The organism is Streptosporangium sp. G12, from assembly GCF_052983175.1.
In genome coordinates, this window is record NZ_JBRIQO010000001.1 from 549331 (window position 1) to 568170 (window position 18840).

Below are 18840 nucleotides of genomic sequence, written 5' to 3' on the forward strand. Positions count from 1 at the left end.
AACGCACGGCGCCGTAGTGTCGGTAAGCAGAATGAGTTACGGGATCGCAAAGATTCCGCAACGGCAACCCCCCGGCGCGCAACCGCCGCACCCTCATGGAGGCCTGGTGGCAGTAACCCATGACGTCTCACCACAGCTCGATGATCTTGTTGTCACCGCGCACCGGATCCGCCAGTCGATCGAATCCGTGATCGAGGGCAAGAGCGACGTCGTCCGCCTGACCTTGACCGTACTGCTCGCCGAGGGGCACCTCCTCATCGAGGACGTGCCCGGAGTCGGCAAGACCATGCTCGCCAAGGCGCTGGCGCGGTCCATCGACTGCCCGGTGCGCCGCGTGCAGTTCACCCCCGACCTGCTGCCGAGCGACATCACCGGAGTGAGCGCCTACAACCAGCAGACCAGGGAGTTCGAGTTCAAGCCCGGCCCGGTCTTCGCCAACATCGTGGTGGGTGACGAGATCAACCGCGCGTCGCCGAAGACCCAGTCGGCGTTGCTGGAGTGCATGGAGGAGCATCAGGTCACCGTCGACGGCGCGACCTACCGGCTGGACTCCCCCTTCATGGTGATCGCGACGCAGAACCCGATCGAGATGGAGGGCACCTACCCCCTTCCCGAGGCACAGCGCGACCGGTTCACCGCCCGGATCGCGATGGGCTACCCCGCGCCCTCCGCGGAGCTGGAGATGCTCGACGTGCACGGCGCCGCCTCCCCGCTGGACAAGCTGGAGCCGGTGGCCACCACCGAGCAGGTGAAGGCGCTGATCGAGGCGGTGCGCGGGGTCTACGTCTCCCAGCCGATCAAGAAGTACGCGATCGACCTGGTGACCGCCACCCGCCAGTCCCCCGACCTGCGGCTGGGCGCCTCCCCCCGTTCGACCCTGCAGCTGGTCAGGGCCGCGCGGGCGCACGCCGCGCTCGCGGGCCGCGACTACGTCATCCCCGACGACCTGCAGGAACTGTGCGTCCCCGTCCTGGCACACCGGCTGCTGCCCAGCATCGAGGCCCAGGGGCAGCGCCGCCCGCCCGAGCAGGTGATCGCCGACCTGGTCCGCCGGGTGCCCGTGCCCGAGGCCCAGACCCGGTGACCTCCGGCCTCAAGGCGCTCACCGCCCGCGGCCGGTCCTTCCTCGCGTCCGGCGTCGCGGCGCTGCTGTGCGCCTTCATCCTCGGCGAGCACGACCTGCTCAGGATCGGCGTGCTGGTCATCTCGCTGCCGCTGCTGGCGGCCATGGTCGTCGCCCGCACCCGTTACCGGCTGAGCTGCGCCCGGCGCCTGGACCCGCCCAGGGCCGAGGTGGGCAGCGAGGCCACCGTGACGCTGCGGCTGGAGAACGTCACCCGGCTGCCGACCGGCCTGCTGATGATCGAGGACACCGTTCCCTACGCCCTCGGCGCCCGCCCCAGGTTCGTCCTGGACCGGGTGGAGGCGCAGGGAATCCGGGAGATCGACTACCGGGTCCGTTCCGACCTGCGCGGGCGTTTCGGCATCGGACCGCTCTCCATCCGGATCAGCGACCCCTTCGGCCTGGTCGAGCTGACCAGGTCGTTCACCATCAGCGACACGCTGATGGTGACGCCCCAGGTGGTGGCCCTGCCCCACGTCCGCCTGGCCGGCGAGTGGACGGGCGGCGGCGACAGCCGTACGAGGAGCGTGGCGGCGGCAGGGGACGACGACGTCGCGCCGCGCGAGTACCGCCAGGGCGACGACCTGCGGCGGGTGCACTGGCGCTCGACCGCCAGGCACGGCGAGCTGATGGTGCGGCGCGAGGAACAGCAGTGGCAGAGCAGGGGTGCGCTGCTGCTGGACACCCGGCGCTACGCCCACCGGGGCGAGGGCCCGCGCTCGTCGTTCGAGGCGGCGGTCTCGGCCGCGGCCTCCATCGGCGTGCATCTCGCCCACGAGGGTCTCGGCCTGCGCCTGGTCACCGACCAGGGTGCCGAGCACCTCACCGACAGCGGGCTGAGCCTGTCGCTGCTGGACACCCTGGCCGTCGTACGGGCCAGCACGGCGCGGTCGCTGGAGTACGGCGTCGGCGCGCTGCGACAGGGCGGCGGCGACGGCCTGATCGTGGCCGTGCTCGGCAAGATGGACCTCGAACAGGCTCAGGAGCTGTCCAGGGCCAGGCACGGCAACGTGACCGGCGTGGCCGTGATGCTGGACGTGGAGGCGTGGGAGCATCCCGAGCTGGGCGAGGACGAGGAGTTCCAGGCGGCGCGGTCGGTGCTCACCGGAACGGGCTGGCGCGTCGTGCGGCTGCCCGCCGGCGCCTCCGTCGCGAGCGTGTGGCAGGACGTCGCGCAGCGCGGACGATTCGCGGCGAGCAGGGGTGGCTCATGAGACTTTCCATCGCGTCGGGCGTGGCCACCGGAGCGGTCGCGATCGCGCTCTACCCGCTCTTCCAGGGCGGTGCCTGGTTCTGGTCGAGCCTGGGCGTCATCCTGGTCGTGACCGGGATCGGCGTGCTGGCCGGCCACTACACGCTGCCCGGCTGGCTGGCGCCGCCCGCGCAGGTGCTGGGCGTGTGGATCTACCTGACGGCGGTGTTCGCCGGGGACGAGGCGTGGGCGAGGGTGGTCCCCACCTGGGACTCGGTCGCCAGGCTGGACAGGCTGCTCACGACGGGCTTCGCCGACATCCAGCGGTTCGCCGCCCCGGTGCCCGACAGCACCGGCATCGTCCTGCTGACCTGCGGCGGCGTCGGCCTGATCGCCGTCCTGGTGGACCTGCTGGCCGCGCGGCTGCGCAGGGCGGCCCTCACCGGGCTGCCGCTGCTGGCGCTGTTCACGGTCCCGGCGGCGGTGGTCGCCGAGCCGATCAGCTGGCCGGCGTTCATCATCGGGGCCCTGGGCTACCTGGGCGTCCTCGTCGCCGACGGGCGGGAGCGGGTCAGCCGCTGGGGCCGCGCGGTGCTGGTGCGCCGTACGTCGTCCTTCACCGTCACCCGGCCCGCGTCCTCCGACAGCGGGGCCCTGCGGCTCTCCGGCAAGCGCATCGGCTTCACCGCGATCGTGCTGGCCGTCCTGCTGCCCGCGCTGCTGCCCACCATGGAGCCCAACCCGCTGTTCGGCTTCGGCGTGGGCAACGGCAGGGGCGGCGGCAACTCGATCAGCATCCCGAACCCCATGGTCAACCTGCGCGGCCAGCTGTCGCTGCCGGAGAACTCCACCGTCCTGACCTACAAGGCCAGCGACAGCACGCCGCGCTACCTGAGGATGTACTCGCTCGACATCTTCGACGGCGAGCAGTGGACGATGTCGGAGCCCAGGGGCCGTCCGGAGGACCGGACGTCCGACGCGCCGATGCCCCCGCCCCCCGGCCAGAGCGCGGGCGTGCCCGTCACCCCGGCGACCCTCACCGTCACGGTGAGCGACCAGGTCAGGAGGCTGAGCTTCCTCCCCCTGCCCTATCCGGTGTCCAAGGTCACGGTGGCGGGCGACTGGCGGCCCGACCGCGACACGCTCATGGTCTTCTCCACGCGGAACACCGCCGGGGGCCTGACGTACCAGGCCGTCACCGCCGAGCCCGAGCCCACGGCCGACCGGCTCAAGACGGCGGCCCCGCCCGCGACGGCGATCAGGGAACGGTACCTGACGCTGCCGGAGAGCCTGCCGGAAGAGATCAGGCGGCTGGCCCTGCAGGAGACCGAGCGGGACGCCGGCCCGTACGAGCAGGCGATCCAGCTGCAGGAGTTCTTCACCAAGAGCGGCGGGTTCACCTACAGCCTGGCCACCCAGGGGCACAACGGCCCGGCGCTGACGGACTTCCTGATCCGCAACAGGACCGGCTACTGCGAGCAGTTCGCCGCCTCCATGGCGGTGCTGGCGCGCGTCCTGGGCATCCCCTCCCGGGTCGCCATCGGCTACACCGGGGGCAGCGTCACCTCCGCGGGGTGGCAGGTCCGCACCCACGACTCGCACGCCTGGCCCGAGCTGTACTTCGAGGGGACCGGGTGGCTCCGCTTCGAACCCACCCCGGCGGGCGGAGCGGGCCAGGGCAGCGCGACGGTGCCGTCCTACACCCGCCCCGAGGTGGCGCCGGACACCCCCGACGAGCCGAGCGCGGCACCGTCGTCGGACCCCACCGGCTCCGACTCGCCGACCGGGCCGGCGAACGACCGCCGCGACGAGATGCTCGACAGGGAGTTCGGCGGAGCGCTGACCCCGGTGGACGAGGGGATGCCGCCGGCCGGCCGGATCGGCATCGGGGTCGCGATCGCGCTGCTGGTCGCGCTGATCCCCGCGCTGATCCGCTGGCAGCTGCGGGTCAGCCGCCGCAGGTCATACTCACGGCGGGCCGGGGACCCGGCCGACGGGGCGCCGGCCGCTGCGGATCCCGGCGGTACCGCCTCCCCCACGGGAGTCAGGGCGGGGCGCCGGGAGCCGGCGGTGACGGCCGCGTGGACCGAACTCGACGACGCCCTGTGCGACTACGGGATGTCCCGGCAGGCGAGCGAGAGCCCGCGCGCGCTGGCCGGGCGGCTGGCGGAGCAGTACGTGTTCGAGCCGGAGGCCGCCGCCGCGCTGGCGAGAATCGCCGCGGCGGTGGAGCGGACGCTCTACGCCAGGACCCCGGGTGAGATCGGTACCCTGCGCGAGGACATGCGGAGCGTGCGCCGGGCGCTGACGGCGACCGCGACCCGCGGCAGGCGGATCAGAGCGGTGCTGCTGCCGCCCTCCACGCTCCTGCGGATGCGGGCGCTGGGCGGGCGGGTGCTGGACGGTTTCGACCGTCTGGAGAACATCCGGTTCCGCAGGCCCGCCAGGAAGGGCGCCTAGCGCCCCCGGTGATCGGGACGCACGACCGCGTCCCGATCACCGGGGACGACGATCGAGGCGCCGGGCCGGGATCCTCGGCCGCCGGGAGGGTACGGAACAGTAACCCTCAGGACGGGGTGGCGAACGATCGCTGAGCGCGCGGGGAATCGGCGGACGAGGGGCCGGTGGATGACGCGGGCCGCTCGCACGCCGCGAGTGGCCCTCGCCGGCACAGGGGGATCCGTCAGGGAGGGAGCCCGCCGCGGACGGCGGCGGGCCCTGCCGGGCTAGCGCTCGTCGTGTCGACGGCGCCAGCGCTCCTCCATTCGCTCCATGAAGCTCTGGCGGGAGCCGGCACGGCGCCCTCCCTTGCCTCGCGGCTGATCGGCGGGCGTGGCCGCGTTGGCCTCGCCGAAACCGTTCATCCGCTTCCAGCTGGACAGACCCCACAGGCATGCGGCGAGCATGACCACGAAACCGCCGACGCCGAGCGGGATGCCGAGCGGGACGTTGTTGATCACGACGCCGACCATCAGCAGGACGACGCCCAGGATGAAACCGATGAAGGCCTTCACCAGGCGGCGCCTGTAGTGGCTGCGAGGATCACTGATCCTGACGGTATTGGCCCACTTCGGGTCCTCGGCGTAGAGGGCCTGCTCGATCTGGTCGAGCAAGCGCTGCTCGTGCTCAGAGAGCGGCACGGCGCCTCCCAAGGACAGCCCCAGGATGGGGAAGACGGTGACGGACGACACGGGGTGTCCGAACCTCGCGGTCGGTTATCCCCAGAATACGAGGCTGTAGACGTAGACGAAAGAAAACGTCCAACGTAGTCCAAACCGGAGGCGGAATCATGGATCTATTCCATCAAACGGAGGGCGAACAAGGGAGGCCGGAAGGACGGCATCATGACCGAATCTCCGGACCGCCCTGTCCATCGCCTGCTCGGCCTCCCGCCAGCCCGTCTCGCGCTCTCCGAGACCGAGCTGCCGGGTCGCCCCGGCGGCCGGGCTGAGGTTCTCCACCCGTACGCCGACCAGCCTCAGGCGGACGTTCTCCAGGCCGGAGGCGGCGTAGAGGGCGCAGGAGACGTCGTACAGGATCTTGGCGACGTCGGTGGGCTCGCGCAGGCTTCGCGACCGGGAGATGGTGGTGAAGTCGGCGCGGCGGAGCTTGACGCTCACCGTGCGGCCGACGCTGCCACCCTTCCTGAGCCGGGCGGCGACCCGCTCCGAGAGCCGGAGCAGCTCCCTGCGGATCTCCGCGGGATCGGCGATGTCTGTGGCGAAAGTCTCTTCCGCGCCGATGCTCTTGTCGGGGACGTCCGGGGTCACCGGGCGCTCGTCGCGCCCCCAGGCGAGCGCCGACAGGTGCGCGCCCGCCGCCTGGCCCAGCTCCCGCTGGAGCGTGTCCACCGGGACCCGGGCGAGGTCGCCGACGGTCTTGATGCCGAGGCGGGCCAGTGACTGCTCGGTGCGCTCCCCGACGCCCCACAGCGCCGCCACCGGGAGCGGGTGCAGGAAGTCGACCACCCTGTCGGCGGGCACCACGAACAGGCCGTCGGGCTTGCAGTGCTGGGAGGCGAGCTTCGCCACGAACTTGCTGTTGGCGACCCCGACGGAGCAGGTGATGCCCTGCTCGCGCTCGACCTGCTCACGGATCATCCGGGCGATCGCCGTCGGCGGCCCGAGACGCTTGCGGGCCCCGTCGACGTCGAGGAACGCCTCGTCGGAGGCGATCGGCTCGACCTCGGGGGTGAAGGTCTGGAAGATCTCCATGACGCGCCGGGAGACCTCCGCGTATTTGCCCCGGCTGGGCGGGATGATCACCGCCTGGGGGCAGAGCCGTCGGGCCCGGGTCATGGGCATGGCCGAGTGCACCCCGAACCTCCGGGCCTCGTAGGTGGCGCTGAGCACCACCCCGCGCGCCCCGGGCGCGCCGATGATGACGGGGGTGCCCCGGAGCTCGGGACGGTCGCGCAGCTCGACGCCCGCGTAGAAGGCGTCCATGTCGACGTGAAGGATCGGGCAACCGGTGTCGTCCGCCCCCAGATCGGAGCCCGGGCGCGGTATCTGCTGCTTTCTCGACACGGCGCCATCCTACGGGAACAGACGTTCGACGCGGCGTTCACCGGTGGCCAAGCACGTGCAGTTGGGTCGCGATGTCGCGGAGCACCGGGTGCGCCGCCGCCGCCTGCTCCAGGGCGACCAGGGCGCGGGCGGCTCCGGGCTCGCCGTCGAGCAGCCTGCTGGGCACCAGATCGGCGAAGACCCGCACACCGTGGACCTCGCCGGGCGCGAAGCCCGTCACGGCGAGGAGCCGCTCCAGGGCCTCGCGGGTGAAACGCCTGGGCGTGGGGTCGCGGTCGCCCCACCGGCCCTCGGGGTCGTCCAGCACCTGGCGGGCCTCGTCGAACCTGCCGGCGATGGAGCGGTGGAGCGCGGCGGCCAGCGGGTTGGCGGCGAGGACACTGATCACGCCGCCCTCGCGCAGCAGGCCTGCCATGGCCCTCACCGCGCCGGCCGGGTCCTCCACGTACTCCAGCACGCTGTGGCAGAGCACCAGGTCGGTGCCGCCGGTCGGGAGCAGCTCCTCCAGGTCCGCGGCGTCACCCTGCAGGGCGCGGACCTCCACCCCCGCCTCCGCCGCGCGGCGCTCCAGCGCGGCGAGCGAGTCGGGACTGGGGTCGACGACCGTCACGGCGTGCCCGAGGCCGGCCAGGGGAACGGCGAAACCCCCCGTACCGCCTCCGGCGTCGACGATGTCGAGCCGCTCACGGCCTGTCGCGGCCACCCGCTCGGCCAGCACGGCACTCAGGACGTCCCACACGACCGCTGTGCGGACCGCGGGAGTGCCCGGCTGCCGTGAGATGCCTACGGCGTGCAACTTCAGATCGCCTCCTCGTACGTTGACGTCCTCCACGGCCCGAGAGCCCCGGATTTCAGCACCCGACCGCCGGTCGGGTCTGTCGGTTCGCGGTTCACCGGCCCGGGTAACCCCGAAGCCTCCCCGCGCAGACACGGCACGCCCTGCCGCGTTTGAAACCACAAGTCCCACCTGGCTGCCGCGGGACCCCCCAACCCTAACGGGTTGAACCGGCAGGGCGAGAAGGGTTTCCTTCTTGCCCGAAGGACAGGGTGTTCATCCTGATTGTCCAACGACAAGCCCAGCCTACGTCGCGCGTCCCCCGGCGCGGCCCAAGGACTTATCCATACTCGCGCTTGATCGAGTCTTTTTCCGGACGCGGACCGCCCCCGCGGGCAAGCCCGGAGGAAAGGGGACACCTCCGGCGGAGGGGGCACCGCGCGGGGAGACCGGGGCTCCGGGCTCCCCGTGGCGGCGTCTAGAGCGCCAGGGACGGCTTGAGCTGCTTGAAACGGGCCATCAGGCCGTTGACGAACTGCGGCGACTCGTCGGTCGAGAGCTCGGAGGCCAGGCTGACCCACTCGCTGATGACGACGCCCTCGGGGACGTCGGGCATCCACAGCAGCTCGTAGGTGCCACCGCGCAGGAGGTTGCGGTCGACCGCCGGCATGCGGTCGAGCGTCCAGCCCTCGGAGTAGGTGGTGATCAGCTCGTCGATGCGCGCCCGGTGCCTGCACACGCCCTCGACGATCGTCGTGGTGTACTCGTTCACGGGCGGCTCGGCCCGCGCGAGGCGCTCGGCGAGAACGCCGAGCGGGTCCTCGCCACGCGCCTCGGCCTCGAAGAGGATGTCCAGCGCGCGCCTGCGCGCCTTACCCCGTGCCGACATCAGGCGCGGCCGAGATAATCGCCGGTGCGGGTGTCGACCTTGACCTTCTCGCCGGTGGTGATGAAGAGCGGCACCTTGATCTCGGCGCCGGTCTCCAGCGTGGCGGGCTTGGTGCCGCCGGTCGAGCGGTCGCCCTGGAGGCCGGGCTCGGTCTCGGCGACGATCAGCTCGACGGCCGCGGGCAGGTCGACGTAGAGGACGTTGCCCTCGTTGATCGCCACGGTGGCCAGCATGTTCTCCAGCAGGTAGTTGGCCGCGTCGCCGACCGCCACCCTGGTGACGTGGAGCATGTCGTAGTTCTCGGTGTCCATGAAGACGTAGTCGTCGCCGTCCATGTAGGAGAACTGCATCTCGCGCTTGTCGACGTTGGCCACCTCGACCTTGACGCCCGCGTTGAAGGTCTTGTCGACGACCTTGCCCGATAGCACGTTCTTGAGCTTGGTGCGGACGAACGCGCCGCCCTTGCCGGGCTTGACGTGCTGGAACTCCACGACGGCCCAGAGCTCACCGCCGTCGAGCTTGAGCACCAGGCCGTTCTTGAGGTCGTTCGTCGTCGCCACTAGTCTCTCCTGCGTACGGCCGCTCTTAAAGGACGAGCAGCTCTTTGGTCGTCCGTGTGAGAAGTTCCGGCCCGCCATCGCGCACCACGAGCGTGTCCTCGATGCGGACGCCGCCCCTGCCGGGAAGGTAAACCCCAGGTTCAACGGTTACCGGAACTCGATCCTCAAGTCTAGCGTGCCCATGGTCGCGCTCCGGCTCTCGTGAAGATCGTTCCGGCTGCGGGGAGTCCGCCGGCTCCCCCGGGTGGTCCTCCGGCCCTGCCTGGCGGTCCTCCGGCTTTCTCTGGGACAGGAACGGCGCCTCGTGGATCTGCAGCCCGACGCCGTGGCCGAGGCCGTGCTTGAAGAACTCCCCGTACCCCGCCTCCCCGATCAGGTCCCGGGCGGCGGCGTCCACCTCGTGGAGCGCCGCGCCGGCCCTCGCGGCCAGGACGCCGGCCCGCTGGGAGGCCTGGACCAGGTCGTACAGCTCGCGCCGCCACCCCGCGGGCTCGCCGATCGCCACGGTCCTGGTCATGTCGGCGTGGTAGCCCCGGTACAGCGCCCCGAAGTCCATGGTGACCAGGTCCCCGCGCTCCAGCGGCCGGTCCGCGGGCGAGTGGTGCGGGATCGCGCCGTTGGGCCCGCTCGCGACGATCGAGTCGAAGGCGAGCCCGTCCGCACCCAGCTCGATCATGCGGCGCTCCAGCGACCTGGCGACCTCCTTCTCGGTCAGCCCGGGGCGCAGCTCGGGCAGGACCTCGGCGAAGGCGCGGTCGGTGATCTCGCACGCGGTGCGGATCAGGTCGAGCTCGGCGTCGTCCTTGACCATGCGCACCGACTCCACCACCCCGGACAGGCGCAGGGACTCCCCGCCCAGCCGGAAGTAGCCGGCGACGGACATGTGGTCGGCCTCGATGCCCGTCCGGCCGCTCTCCGGCAGCAGGGCCCCGGCGACGTCGGACTCCTCGACCACCTCGATGTCGGCGCAGACGCGCCGGGCGGCCCCGATGTAGCGGGAGTCGGTGGCCAGCGTGGCGGTGGCGTCCGCCCGCACCAGGACGGCCGCGTTGGAGCTGGCCAGGCCGGTCAGGTAGCGCACGTTCACGCCGCCGGTGACCAGGAGCGCGTCCACCTCGTGAGCGGGCAGCAGGGCCGCGAGGTTCGCGCGGCGGCGGGCATGGGTGGCGGTCATGACACGCATGCTATTAACCGCTTTGACCGGATGTCGTCACCGTGGTCGTGCCCGGTCCCGCCACCCTCCCGCCCGATCGCGCGCTTGTCCTGGCCTCGTACCCACGCCAGCCGCGCGCCCGTCCTGGTCACGCGCCCGTCCTGGCCGCGCCCACGTTGGCCGCACACTCGTCCAGCGGGAGGCGGGAGAGGCGGACGCGTGCCCGTCCGCGGGCGAGGGGGGTCAGGAGGCGAGTTCCCTGACCTTCTCGATGAGCCGGACGCGCTCCTCGTGCGTGCCGGCCAGCGGGGCGACGTTCAGGGTCGTGACGCCCGACTCGCGCATGGCCTGCAGGCGCTCGCGGACGTGTCCCTCGGGGCCGATCAGGGACATCTTCTCCAGCAGCTCGTACGGCACGAGCGCGGCGGCCTCGTCCTTCTTGCCCTCCAGGTAGAGGTTCTGGATCTGCTCGGCCTCCTTCTCGTAGCCGTACCTGCGGGCGAGGTCGTTGTAGAAGTTCTTGCCCTTGGCGCCCATCCCGCCGATGTAGAGGGCCGCCATCGGGCGGCCCAGCTCCAGCCAGCCCGAGACGTCGTCGCCGATGGCCAGCGAGGCCTGCGCGATCACGTCCAGCTCGCCCAGCGCCGGGTCCCGCCTGGCCTTGCCCGCCGCCAGGGAGGCGCCCCACACGTCGGCGGCCTTCTCCGGCACGTAGAAGATCGGCTCCCAGCCCTCGGCCAGCTCGGCGGACAGCTCGACGTTCTTGGGACCGATGGCGGCGATCACGACGGGGATGCGGTCGCGGACCGGGTGGTTGATGAGCTTCAGCGGCTTGCCCAGGCCGGTCCCCTGGCCGGCGGGGAGCGGGACGGTGTAGTGCCTGCCCTCGTAGGTCAGGCGCTCGCGCCTCCAGACCTGGCGGCAGATCTCGATGACCTCGCGGGTGCGGCCGAGCGGCGCGGTGTACGGGACGCCGTGGAAGCCCTCGATGACCTGCGGGCCCGAGGCGCCCAGGCCGAGGGTGAAGCGGCCGTCGGAGACGTAGTCCAGGCCCGCGGCGGTCATGGCCAGCAGTGCGGGGGTGCGGGAGTAGATCGGCAGGATGCCGGAGGCGATCTGCAGTCTCTCGGTCCTGGCGGCGATGTAGCCCAGCTGGCTGACCGCGTCGAAGCTGTAGGCCTCGGCGACGAAGACGATGTCGAGACCGGCCTTCTCGTAGTCGGCCAGCTCGGCCACCGTCTCCTTGAAGCCCCCCGAGTAGTTCAGGGCCATACCGATGCGCATCGTGAGATCGTCCTTCCGCGGTGCCGACGAAACCGAATGTTGTTCCGTTGTCTCGGCAACAAAGGTTATCGACTCACCGCCGAAGCACCAAGCCCCGCGCCGCCGCCGCCGGGCCGGTAGCCTACGCATTCCGGGGTAGGGGACCCCGGGAGGGCTGGCGTTCCGGGGGCAGGTGACCGCCGGAGGGTGGACGAGGAGCGATGTGCTGAGGCGGTCGATCATCGTGACGGCGGGAGCGCTCGCCCTGATCCTCGGGGGGCATCGGCTCCTGCCGGAGCTTGGCGGTTTCACACCCGTGCTGGAGAGCCTCCTCCCCTGGCTCGGGGTCGCCGTACCGGTCCTGCTGGTCTGCGCGCTGGCCACCCGCTCGTGGCAGGTGGTCCTCGCCGCGATGGTCCCGGCGACCGTGTGGGGCCTCATGTTCGGCCCGACGCTGCTGCGCAGCCCGCCGGGCGGGCCCAGCGACCTGTCGGTCGCCACGCTCAACGTCGGCGCGACCAACGCCGACTCGGCCGACGCCATACGGTCCGTCTCCAGGGACCGCGACCTGGTCGCGGTGCAGGAGCTGACCGCCGGCGGCCCGGCGGCGAAGGCCCTCAACGAACGCTTCCCCTACCGCTACCGGATCGCCACGGTCGGCCTGTGGAGCCGGTTCCCGATCGCCGAGGCCCGCAAGGCCGACATCGGCCTCGACTGGGCGCGGGCACTGCGCGCGGTGGTCGTCACCCCCAAGGGCAGGCTGACCGTGTACGTCATGCACCTCGCCTCCGCCCGGCCCGGCCAGACCGCCCAGCGCGACGAGACCCTCGCCCACGCCCGCAGGATGGTCGACAGGGACGACAGCCGGCACCTGCTGCTGCTCGGCGACCTCAACACCGCCACCACCGACCGCAAGCGCTCCGGCCTGGTGCCGCCGCTGTCGGACGCCCAGCAGGAGGCCGGTACGGGTTTCGGCTTCACCTGGCCCGCGTCCTTCCCCGTCACCCGGCCCGATCACATCCTCTACCGCGGCATGGTCGCCACCAGGGCGGGCGTCGAGCGGGCCGCGGGCAGCGACCACCGCGCGGCCGTCGCCTCACTGCGCCTGGCCGCCTAGCCGCCCGGCCTCCCGGCCGCCTGGAGATCCGGGAGCCCGAGCGGCCAGGAGCGCGGACAGGTCGGCCGGGGTGTCGATGTCGGCGGGGTCGGCGACGTCGTCGCAGGGGACCGCGACAACCAGTTCGGGATGGGCTCTCAGGAACGGGCGGGCGCCGGCGTCGCCGGTCGCGAGCCGGGCGACCTCCCCGAAGTGCTCCCTGGCGATCAGCACCGGGTTGCGCCGCGCGCCGCCGTAGGTGGCGACGGCCACCGAGGCGCCCTCCGCCGCCGCGTCGACGAGCCGCCGCACCGCCCGCGGGCCGACGAACGGCTGGTCCACCAGGGCGATCACCACGTGCTCGGCGGTCGCGGGGATCGCGTCCAGGCCGGCTCTGAGCGAGGAGCCCATTCCCGAGTCCCACCGCGGGTTGTGGACGGTCACCGCTCCCCGCACCCGTACGGTGGCCGCGCCGAGCACGACGACCACGGGACGGCAGCCGCCGTCGTGGAGCGTCCTGACCCCCCGGTCCACCAGCCGCTCCCCGCGGAACTCCACCAGCGCCTTGGGAGTGCCGAGCCGCGAGCCCGACCCGGCGGCCAGCAGCAGCCCGGCGATCGGCGGGCGCCCGCCCGCCGATCCCGCGGGGATCTCCTCCGCGCTCCCCTCGGCGTCCCCTTCCCCGTCCCCCGCCGGGATCTCCGCCGGTGTCCCCGCCGCCCATGTCTCCGCCGAGGTCTTCGCCTCCTCGCTCACGCGCCCGGCCCCTCGCCGTGGATCCTGCCGGAACCGTCGGTCAGCGGCCGGCCGGAGCCGCCCCAGCGCAGCTGGATCAGTTCGGCGGCGATGGAGATCGCCGTCTCCTCGGGCGTACGCGCGCCCAGGTCCAGCCCGATCGGCGAGCGGAGCCTCTTCAGCTCGGCCTCCCCCAGACCCGCCTGGGCGAGCCTGGCCAGCCGGTCCTCGTGCGTGCGGCGCGAGCCCATCGCGCCGACGTAGCCCGCCGGGGTGCGCAGGGCGACCTCGAGCAGGGGGACGTCGAACTTGGGGTCGTGGGTGAGCACGCAGATCGCGGTCCGCTCGTCCACGACGGTCGAGGTGAGATAGTCGTGCGGCCACTTGACGATCACCTCGTCGGCCTCGGGGAAGCGCTTGGCCGTGGTGAAGACCGGCCGGGCGTCGCACACGACCACGTGGTAGCCGAGGAACTTGCCGACCCTGGCGACCGCGGCGGCGAAGTCGATCGCGCCGAAGACCAGCATCCGGGGCGGCGGCGCGAAGGACTGGACGAAGACCGACAGCTCGTCGAGCCGCCGCTGTCCCCGCGCCCCGTACCTGCGGACGCCCGTCAGCCCCTGCGCCAGCATGCCCCGGACGTCGTCGTCCACCGCGTCGTCCAGCCGGGTCACGCCCAGCGAGCCGGAGGAGCGGTCCGGCCAGATGACCCGGCGGGTGCCGATCACGCCCGGCCCCGACAGGACGGTCGCCACCGCCACCGGCTCGCGCCGCAGCACCGAGGCGGCGACCGCCCCCAGTTCGGGGAAGGTCTCCTTGGAGACGGGCTCGACGAGGATGTCCAGGATGCCGCCGCAGGTCAGTCCGACGGAGAAGGCCTCGTCGTCGCTCACGCCGTACCGCTGCAGGACGGGCGTGCCCGAGGAGATCACCTCCCGGGCCAGCTCGTAGACGGCGCCCTCGACGCAGCCTCCGGAGACGCTGCCCTCGGCCTCGTCGCCGAGCACCGCCATGGACGCCCCCGGCGGGCGGGGCGCGCTGCGGAAGGTGTCGACCACGGTGGCCAGGCCGAACGTCTCTCCCGCCTCCCACCACCTCAGGATCTGTGACAACACGTCACGCATGCGTGCCTCCCAGCAGCGTCGCCAGTTCCTCGAACGCGGCCAGGCTGTGCCCGGCCACGAAGTCGTCGATGTGGGGAAGCGCGGCCCGCATCCCCGCGGTGAGCGGCCGGTAGCCCTCCCGGCCCTTGTGCGGGTTCACCCAGATCACCCGGTGGGCCGTCCTGGACAGCCGGGCCATCTCCGCCCCCAGCAGCGAGACGTCGCCGCGCTCCCATCCGTCGGAGGCGATCACCACCACCGCTCCGGCCGCGTCGTTCAGCGCCAGGAACCGCCGGAGCTCCTCACCCAGGCGGGTGCCGCCGCTCCAGTCGGGAATGGCCCGGGAGACGGCGGCCATCGCGGCCGCCGGGTCGCGGTGGCGCAGCTCGGAGGTGAGCCGGGTGAGCCGGGTGCCCGCGCTGAACACCTCGGTGGCCCTCGGCTCCGACCTGACCAGCGCGTGGGCGAGCCGGAGCAGCGTGTCCGCGTACGGGGTCATGGAACCGCTGACGTCGATCAGCAGCACGACCCTGCGGGGCCTCGTCCGGCGCGCGCGGTAACGCAGCCCGGCCGTCTCCCCGCCCCTGCGCAGGGTCTCGCGGATGGTCGCCCTGCCGTCCAGCCGCCCCTTGCGGGCGGGCCGGAAGCGCCGCGACGCGCGCCGTTCCCTGCCCGCCCGCAGCAGGGCGAGCAGCCGGTGCGCCTCGGCGAGCTCCGCCGCCGTCATCGCGGCCACGTCCCGGGTGCGCAGCACCTCCGTCGCGCTCGCGGTCGCCGCGAGGGCCGGGGGCTCGCCGTTCTCCCCCCGGTCAGGGCGTGCCCCCGGCGTCGCCGCGGTGTGCCGGGTGACGGTGACCGCCGCCGCTCTCGCGCGGCCCGCGCGCAGCCCTCCGAAGTAGGCCCGGAAGACCCGGTCGTAGCGGGGCAGGTCGTCGGCCGAGGCGCACAGCGTGACCCGGCCCGCCCAGTAGACGTCGTCGGGCCTGGAGGCGTCCAGGTGGGACAGCGCGCGCAGCAGGTTCTGGGTCCGCTCGTGGTCGGCGGGCACCCCCGCGGCGCGCAGGGTTCTGGCGAAACCGGTCATGACCGCCACCAGGTCCTCCCCGGTCCCGGCCGGGAAAGCCGTGGAAGCCGTGGAAGCCGTGGAAACGCGGGAGACCGGGGAAGCCGAGGCGGGAGCCCCCGTGGCGGAGGGCACTCCGGCGGGGGGAGGGCCGTCAGCGCCGGGACGCACCGAAGAATCCGTTCCCGAGCACCGTCTCGTGGTCCTCCCTGTGCTTGAGCAGGGCGCCCAGCGAGGCGGCCGCCACGTCGGGGTCGAGCTCGCGGGCGCCGAGTGCCAGGAGCGCCTCGGTCCAGTCGAGGGTCTCGGCGATCCCCGGCGGCTTGATCAGATCGGCCTCGCGGAGCCGTCCCGTCGCCGTGGCCACCTGCTCGGCCAGGCTGCCCGAGCACTCGGGGAGCCGCCTGCGCAGGATCGCCACCTCCCGCTCGAAGGAGGGATGCTCCAGCCAGTGGTAGAGGCAGCGCCGCTTCAGCGCGTCGTGCACCTCGCGAGTGCGGTTGGAGGTCAGCACGACCACCGGCGGCCGGGCGGCGCGGATCGTGCCGAGCTCGGGGACGGAGATCGCGAAGTCCGAGAGCACCTCCAGCAGGATCGCCTCGAACTCCACGTCGGCCCGGTCGACCTCGTCGATGAGCAGCACCGCGGGCTGGGTCTCGATCGCCCTCAGCAGCGGCCTGGCGATCAGGAACCTCCGGTCGTAGACCTCGCCCTCCAGCCGGGCGGCGTCGGTGACGCCGCCCGCCTCCGCCGCCTTCAGGTGCAGGAGCTGGCGGGCGAAGTCCCAGTCGTAGAGCGCCTGGGAGGCGTCGAGCCCCTCGTAGCACTGCAGGCGGATCAGCGGCGCCCCGAGCACCTCGGCCAGGGTCCTGGCCAGCTCGGTCTTGCCGACTCCGGCCTCGCCTTCGAGCAGCAGCGGGCGGCCCATCCGCAGCGCGAGGAAGGCCGCCGTGACGAGCCCCGCACCGGCCAGGTACGACCGCTCGTCGAGCAGTTCCGCCAGCTGCGCGGGCGATTCCACATCGGATGCCTCGATTGTCCGCCTCACCACCACCTCAGGCTACGCCCGGAGGCCGGGTCCTCGCGTGATCACACCCTCCCTGGATCCGGCGCTCTCCGGGAATCCCGCGGCACGCCGGTGCCGACCTCGCGGCGGGTGGCTCACGAGGTCCCGAAAACCGGGAGCCGGGAGCCGGGCGGAAATCCGGTGGGAACGCCGCCGCTCTCCCTCGAAGAAGTATTGTCACCCCCTGTGAAGAACCTGCTCGACCAGATCAACACCCCGTCCAGAGTCGTCGTGCTGGCGTTCCTGGCCGTGGTCCTCACCGGTACGGGGCTGCTGTCGCTGCCGGTCGCGGTCGAGGGGGACCAGAGCGCCTCGTGGACGTCGGCTTTGTTCACCGCCACCTCCGCGGTGTGCGTGACCGGGCTCGCCGTGCACGACACCGCGACGCACTGGTCGCTCTTCGGCGAGATCGTGCTCCTGGCGCTGATGCAGATCGGCGGCTTCGGGATCATGACGCTCTCCTCGATCCTCGCGGTGATCGTCTCAGGAAAGCTCGGCCTGCGCGCCCGCCTCAACACCCAGGCCGAGACCAAGACCCTCGGTCCCGGCGACGTACGACGGGTGATCGTGGGGGTCGCCAAGGTCACGCTGGTCGCCGAGGCGCTGACCGCCGCGGTGCTCGCCGCCCGCTTCGTGATCGGGTACGGGGAACCGGTCGGCCGCGCCGCCTATTACGGAATTTTTCATGCGATCTCGGCATTCACCAATGCCGGGTTCGCGCTCTGGCCGGACAGCATGATGAGGTTCGTCACCGACCCGTGGATCTGCCTCCCGCTCATCACGGCGGTGGTCGCCGGAGGTCTCGGCTTCCCCGTCTACGCCGTGCTGCGGCAGAACTGGCGCCGCCCGTCCCGCTGGACGCTGCATGCCAAGATCACGCTGGGGATGACCGCCGTCCTGCTGTTCGGCGGGGCGGTGGCCATCACCACCACCGAGTGGAACAACCCCGGCACGATGGGCGCCCTGTCCCCCGGCCTGCGGATCATGGCCGGGTTCTTCCACAGCGCGATGACCCGGAGCGGCGGCCTGAACTCCGTGGACACCTCCCAGATGAGCGAGAACTCCTGGCTGATCAGCGACGTGCTGATGTTCATCGGAGCGGGCAGCGCGAGCACCGGGGGCGGCATCAAGGTGACGACGTTCGCGCTCCTCGGGTTCGTGATCCTGGCCGAGCTGCGCGGCGAGCCCGACGTCTCGGCGAGCCGCCGCCGCATTCCCGAGCAGCTGCAGCGGCAGGCGCTGACGATCGCCCTGCTGAGTGTGGCGTCGGTCGCCGTGGGCACGTTCGCGATGATGACGGTGACCCCGTTCAAGCTGGACCGCGTACTGTTCGAGGTGATTTCGGCCTTCGGCACGGTCGGGCTGTCGACCGGGATCACCGCCGACGTCGGCACCGCGGGACACCTGATCCTGACCCTCCTGATGTTCGTCGGGCGGCTCGGGCCGGTGACCCTGGGCGCCGCGCTGGCGCTGCACGTCCAAACCCGTCGGTTCCGATATCCGGAGGAGCGTCCCCTCGTTGGTTGACAAGAGGAACCGCGGCGACGCGGTCGTGGTGATCGGTCTCGGCCGGTTCGGCGGCGCGCTGGCGGTGGAGCTGGCGGGCCGCGACGTCGAGGTGCTCGGCGTCGACAGCGACCCCAAGAACGTGCAGCACTTCTCCGGGCGGCTCACCCACGTGGTGTGCGCCGACTCCACCGATCCCGACGCGCTCGACCAGCTGGGCATCGGGGAGTTCGGCCGGGCCGTCGTCGGCATCGGCACCGACATCGAGGCGAGCATCCTGACCACCTCGATCCTGGCCGACCTGGAGGTGGCCGACATCTGGGCCAAGTCGATCAGCCTGCAGCACAGCCGGATCCTGCAGCGGGTCGGCGCGCACCACGTGGTGCAGCCCGAGCACGACATGGGCGAGCGGGTCGCGCACCTCGTCACCGGGCGGATGCTCGACTACGTGGAGGTCGACGAGGACTACGCCTTGATCAAGACCATGGCGCCCCGGTGGGCGGACGGCAAGAGCCTGGGCAGCCTGGGCATCCGCAGCGAGTACGGGGTCACCGTGGTCGGGATCAAGAAACCCGGCGGCAGATTCACGTACGCCACCTCCGACACGGTGATCCACGGCGGCGACACCCTGCTCGTGGCGGGCGAGACCGACAAGGCGGAGCGGTTCGCCGAGGAGACCTGAGCGCGGGCCCCCGAGCCCTCGCAGGGGTGCCGTGGCATTCGCGGACAATCGGGCCGGACATGGCTCTGGCCTGGAGCTGGATGCCGTGGCGTCGTGGACGTCACCTGC

17 protein-coding genes are annotated in these 18840 nt (G+C 72.2%); 6 read left to right on the plus strand and 11 right to left on the minus strand.

The features are described 5' to 3' along the window. The first annotated feature begins 106 nt into the window (after window positions 1-106). Genes ACVCAG_RS02295 through ACVCAG_RS02305 form a run of 3 tightly spaced genes read left to right on the plus strand, consistent with a single transcriptional unit; the run spans window position 107 to window position 4775 of the window. Window positions 107-1084: an AAA family ATPase gene (locus ACVCAG_RS02295; protein WP_362676400.1), complete on the plus strand. Its 978-nt coding sequence runs from the start codon at window positions 107-109 to the stop codon at window positions 1082-1084. Then, window positions 1081-2337 carry a DUF58 domain-containing protein gene (locus tag ACVCAG_RS02300; protein ID WP_440081964.1) on the plus strand — a complete coding sequence of 419 codons (1257 nt, stop codon included), beginning with the start codon at window positions 1081-1083 and terminating at the stop codon, window positions 2335-2337. Before ACVCAG_RS02295 ends, ACVCAG_RS02300 begins: the two co-directional genes overlap by 4 nt. Continuing rightward, window positions 2334-4775, plus strand: a complete 2442-nt coding sequence (locus ACVCAG_RS02305; protein WP_440081963.1) for a transglutaminaseTgpA domain-containing protein — start codon at window positions 2334-2336, stop codon at window positions 4773-4775. Before ACVCAG_RS02300 ends, ACVCAG_RS02305 begins: the two co-directional genes overlap by 4 nt. A 266-nt stretch (window positions 4776-5041) precedes the next feature. Here ACVCAG_RS02305 and ACVCAG_RS02310 read toward each other — a convergent pair whose 3' ends face one another. From ACVCAG_RS02310 to ACVCAG_RS02340, 7 genes are all read right to left on the minus strand, one after another. Then, entirely contained in the window at window positions 5042-5455 is a 414-nt protein-coding gene (locus tag ACVCAG_RS02310; RefSeq protein ID WP_344747391.1) for a DUF3040 domain-containing protein, read from the minus strand. 147 nt (window positions 5456-5602) lie between these two features. Beyond that, window positions 5603-6841 carry a DNA polymerase IV gene (locus tag ACVCAG_RS02315; RefSeq protein ID WP_447189401.1) on the minus strand — a complete coding sequence of 413 codons (1239 nt, stop codon included), beginning with the start codon at window positions 6839-6841 and terminating at the stop codon, window positions 5603-5605. Between the two features lie 37 nt (window positions 6842-6878). After that, window positions 6879-7637, minus strand: coding sequence for a methyltransferase domain-containing protein (locus ACVCAG_RS02320; RefSeq protein ID WP_440081961.1), 759 nt, complete (start codon window positions 7635-7637; stop codon window positions 6879-6881). 457 nt (window positions 7638-8094) lie between these two features. After that, the gene (gene nusB, locus ACVCAG_RS02325; protein WP_362676410.1) at window positions 8095-8505 is read right to left on the minus strand and encodes a transcription antitermination factor NusB; all 411 of its coding nucleotides are present in this window, start codon (window positions 8503-8505) and stop codon (window positions 8095-8097) included. Continuing rightward, on the minus strand, window positions 8505-9065 hold the full coding sequence (efp, locus tag ACVCAG_RS02330) for an elongation factor P (RefSeq protein WP_362848715.1): 561 nt from the start codon (window positions 9063-9065) through the stop codon (window positions 8505-8507). The genes nusB and efp overlap by 1 nt, the downstream gene beginning before the upstream one ends. A 25-nt stretch (window positions 9066-9090) precedes the next feature. Continuing rightward, entirely contained in the window at window positions 9091-10239 is a 1149-nt protein-coding gene (locus ACVCAG_RS02335) for a M24 family metallopeptidase (RefSeq protein WP_440081960.1), read from the minus strand. A 222-nt stretch (window positions 10240-10461) separates the two neighbouring features. Continuing rightward, window positions 10462-11502: an LLM class F420-dependent oxidoreductase gene (locus ACVCAG_RS02340; RefSeq protein WP_440081959.1), complete on the minus strand. Its 1041-nt coding sequence runs from the start codon at window positions 11500-11502 to the stop codon at window positions 10462-10464. A 202-nt stretch (window positions 11503-11704) separates the two neighbouring features. Here ACVCAG_RS02340 and ACVCAG_RS02345 point away from each other — a divergent pair, with 202 nt between their 5' ends. After that, on the plus strand, window positions 11705-12598 hold the full coding sequence (locus ACVCAG_RS02345) for an endonuclease/exonuclease/phosphatase family protein (protein WP_440081958.1): 894 nt from the start codon (window positions 11705-11707) through the stop codon (window positions 12596-12598). Here ACVCAG_RS02345 and ACVCAG_RS02350 read toward each other — a convergent pair. The 4 genes from ACVCAG_RS02350 to ACVCAG_RS02365 form a co-directional block, all read right to left on the minus strand. Then, a complete protein-coding gene (locus ACVCAG_RS02350; protein WP_440082176.1) occupies window positions 12578-13195 on the minus strand; it encodes an NTP transferase domain-containing protein in 618 nt (205 codons plus the stop codon). The two genes, ACVCAG_RS02345 and ACVCAG_RS02350, sit on opposite strands and share 21 nt — an antisense overlap. A 134-nt stretch (window positions 13196-13329) precedes the next feature. Then, complete coding sequence (locus ACVCAG_RS02355; RefSeq protein WP_440081957.1) at window positions 13330-14436, minus strand: XdhC family protein; 1107 nt, start codon at window positions 14434-14436, stop codon at window positions 13330-13332. Then, a complete protein-coding gene (locus ACVCAG_RS02360; RefSeq protein WP_440082175.1) occupies window positions 14429-15499 on the minus strand; it encodes a VWA domain-containing protein in 1071 nt (356 codons plus the stop codon). The genes ACVCAG_RS02355 and ACVCAG_RS02360 overlap by 8 nt, the downstream gene beginning before the upstream one ends. A 133-nt stretch (window positions 15500-15632) precedes the next feature. Beyond that, window positions 15633-16529 (minus strand): AAA family ATPase, encoded by an 897-nt coding sequence (locus ACVCAG_RS02365; protein ID WP_440081956.1) that lies wholly within the window; start codon window positions 16527-16529, stop codon window positions 15633-15635. A 201-nt stretch (window positions 16530-16730) separates the two neighbouring features. On the opposite strand from ACVCAG_RS02365, the gene ACVCAG_RS02370 reads away from it, so the two are divergent. Both ACVCAG_RS02370 and ACVCAG_RS02375 read left to right on the plus strand, forming a co-directional pair. Continuing rightward, window positions 16731-18071, plus strand: a complete 1341-nt coding sequence (locus ACVCAG_RS02370) for a potassium transporter TrkG (protein ID WP_440081955.1) — start codon at window positions 16731-16733, stop codon at window positions 18069-18071. Further along, window positions 18064-18732, plus strand: a complete 669-nt coding sequence (locus ACVCAG_RS02375; RefSeq protein ID WP_440081954.1) for an NAD-binding protein — start codon at window positions 18064-18066, stop codon at window positions 18730-18732. Before ACVCAG_RS02370 ends, ACVCAG_RS02375 begins: the two co-directional genes overlap by 8 nt. The last annotated feature ends 108 nt before the right edge of the window (window positions 18733-18840 follow it).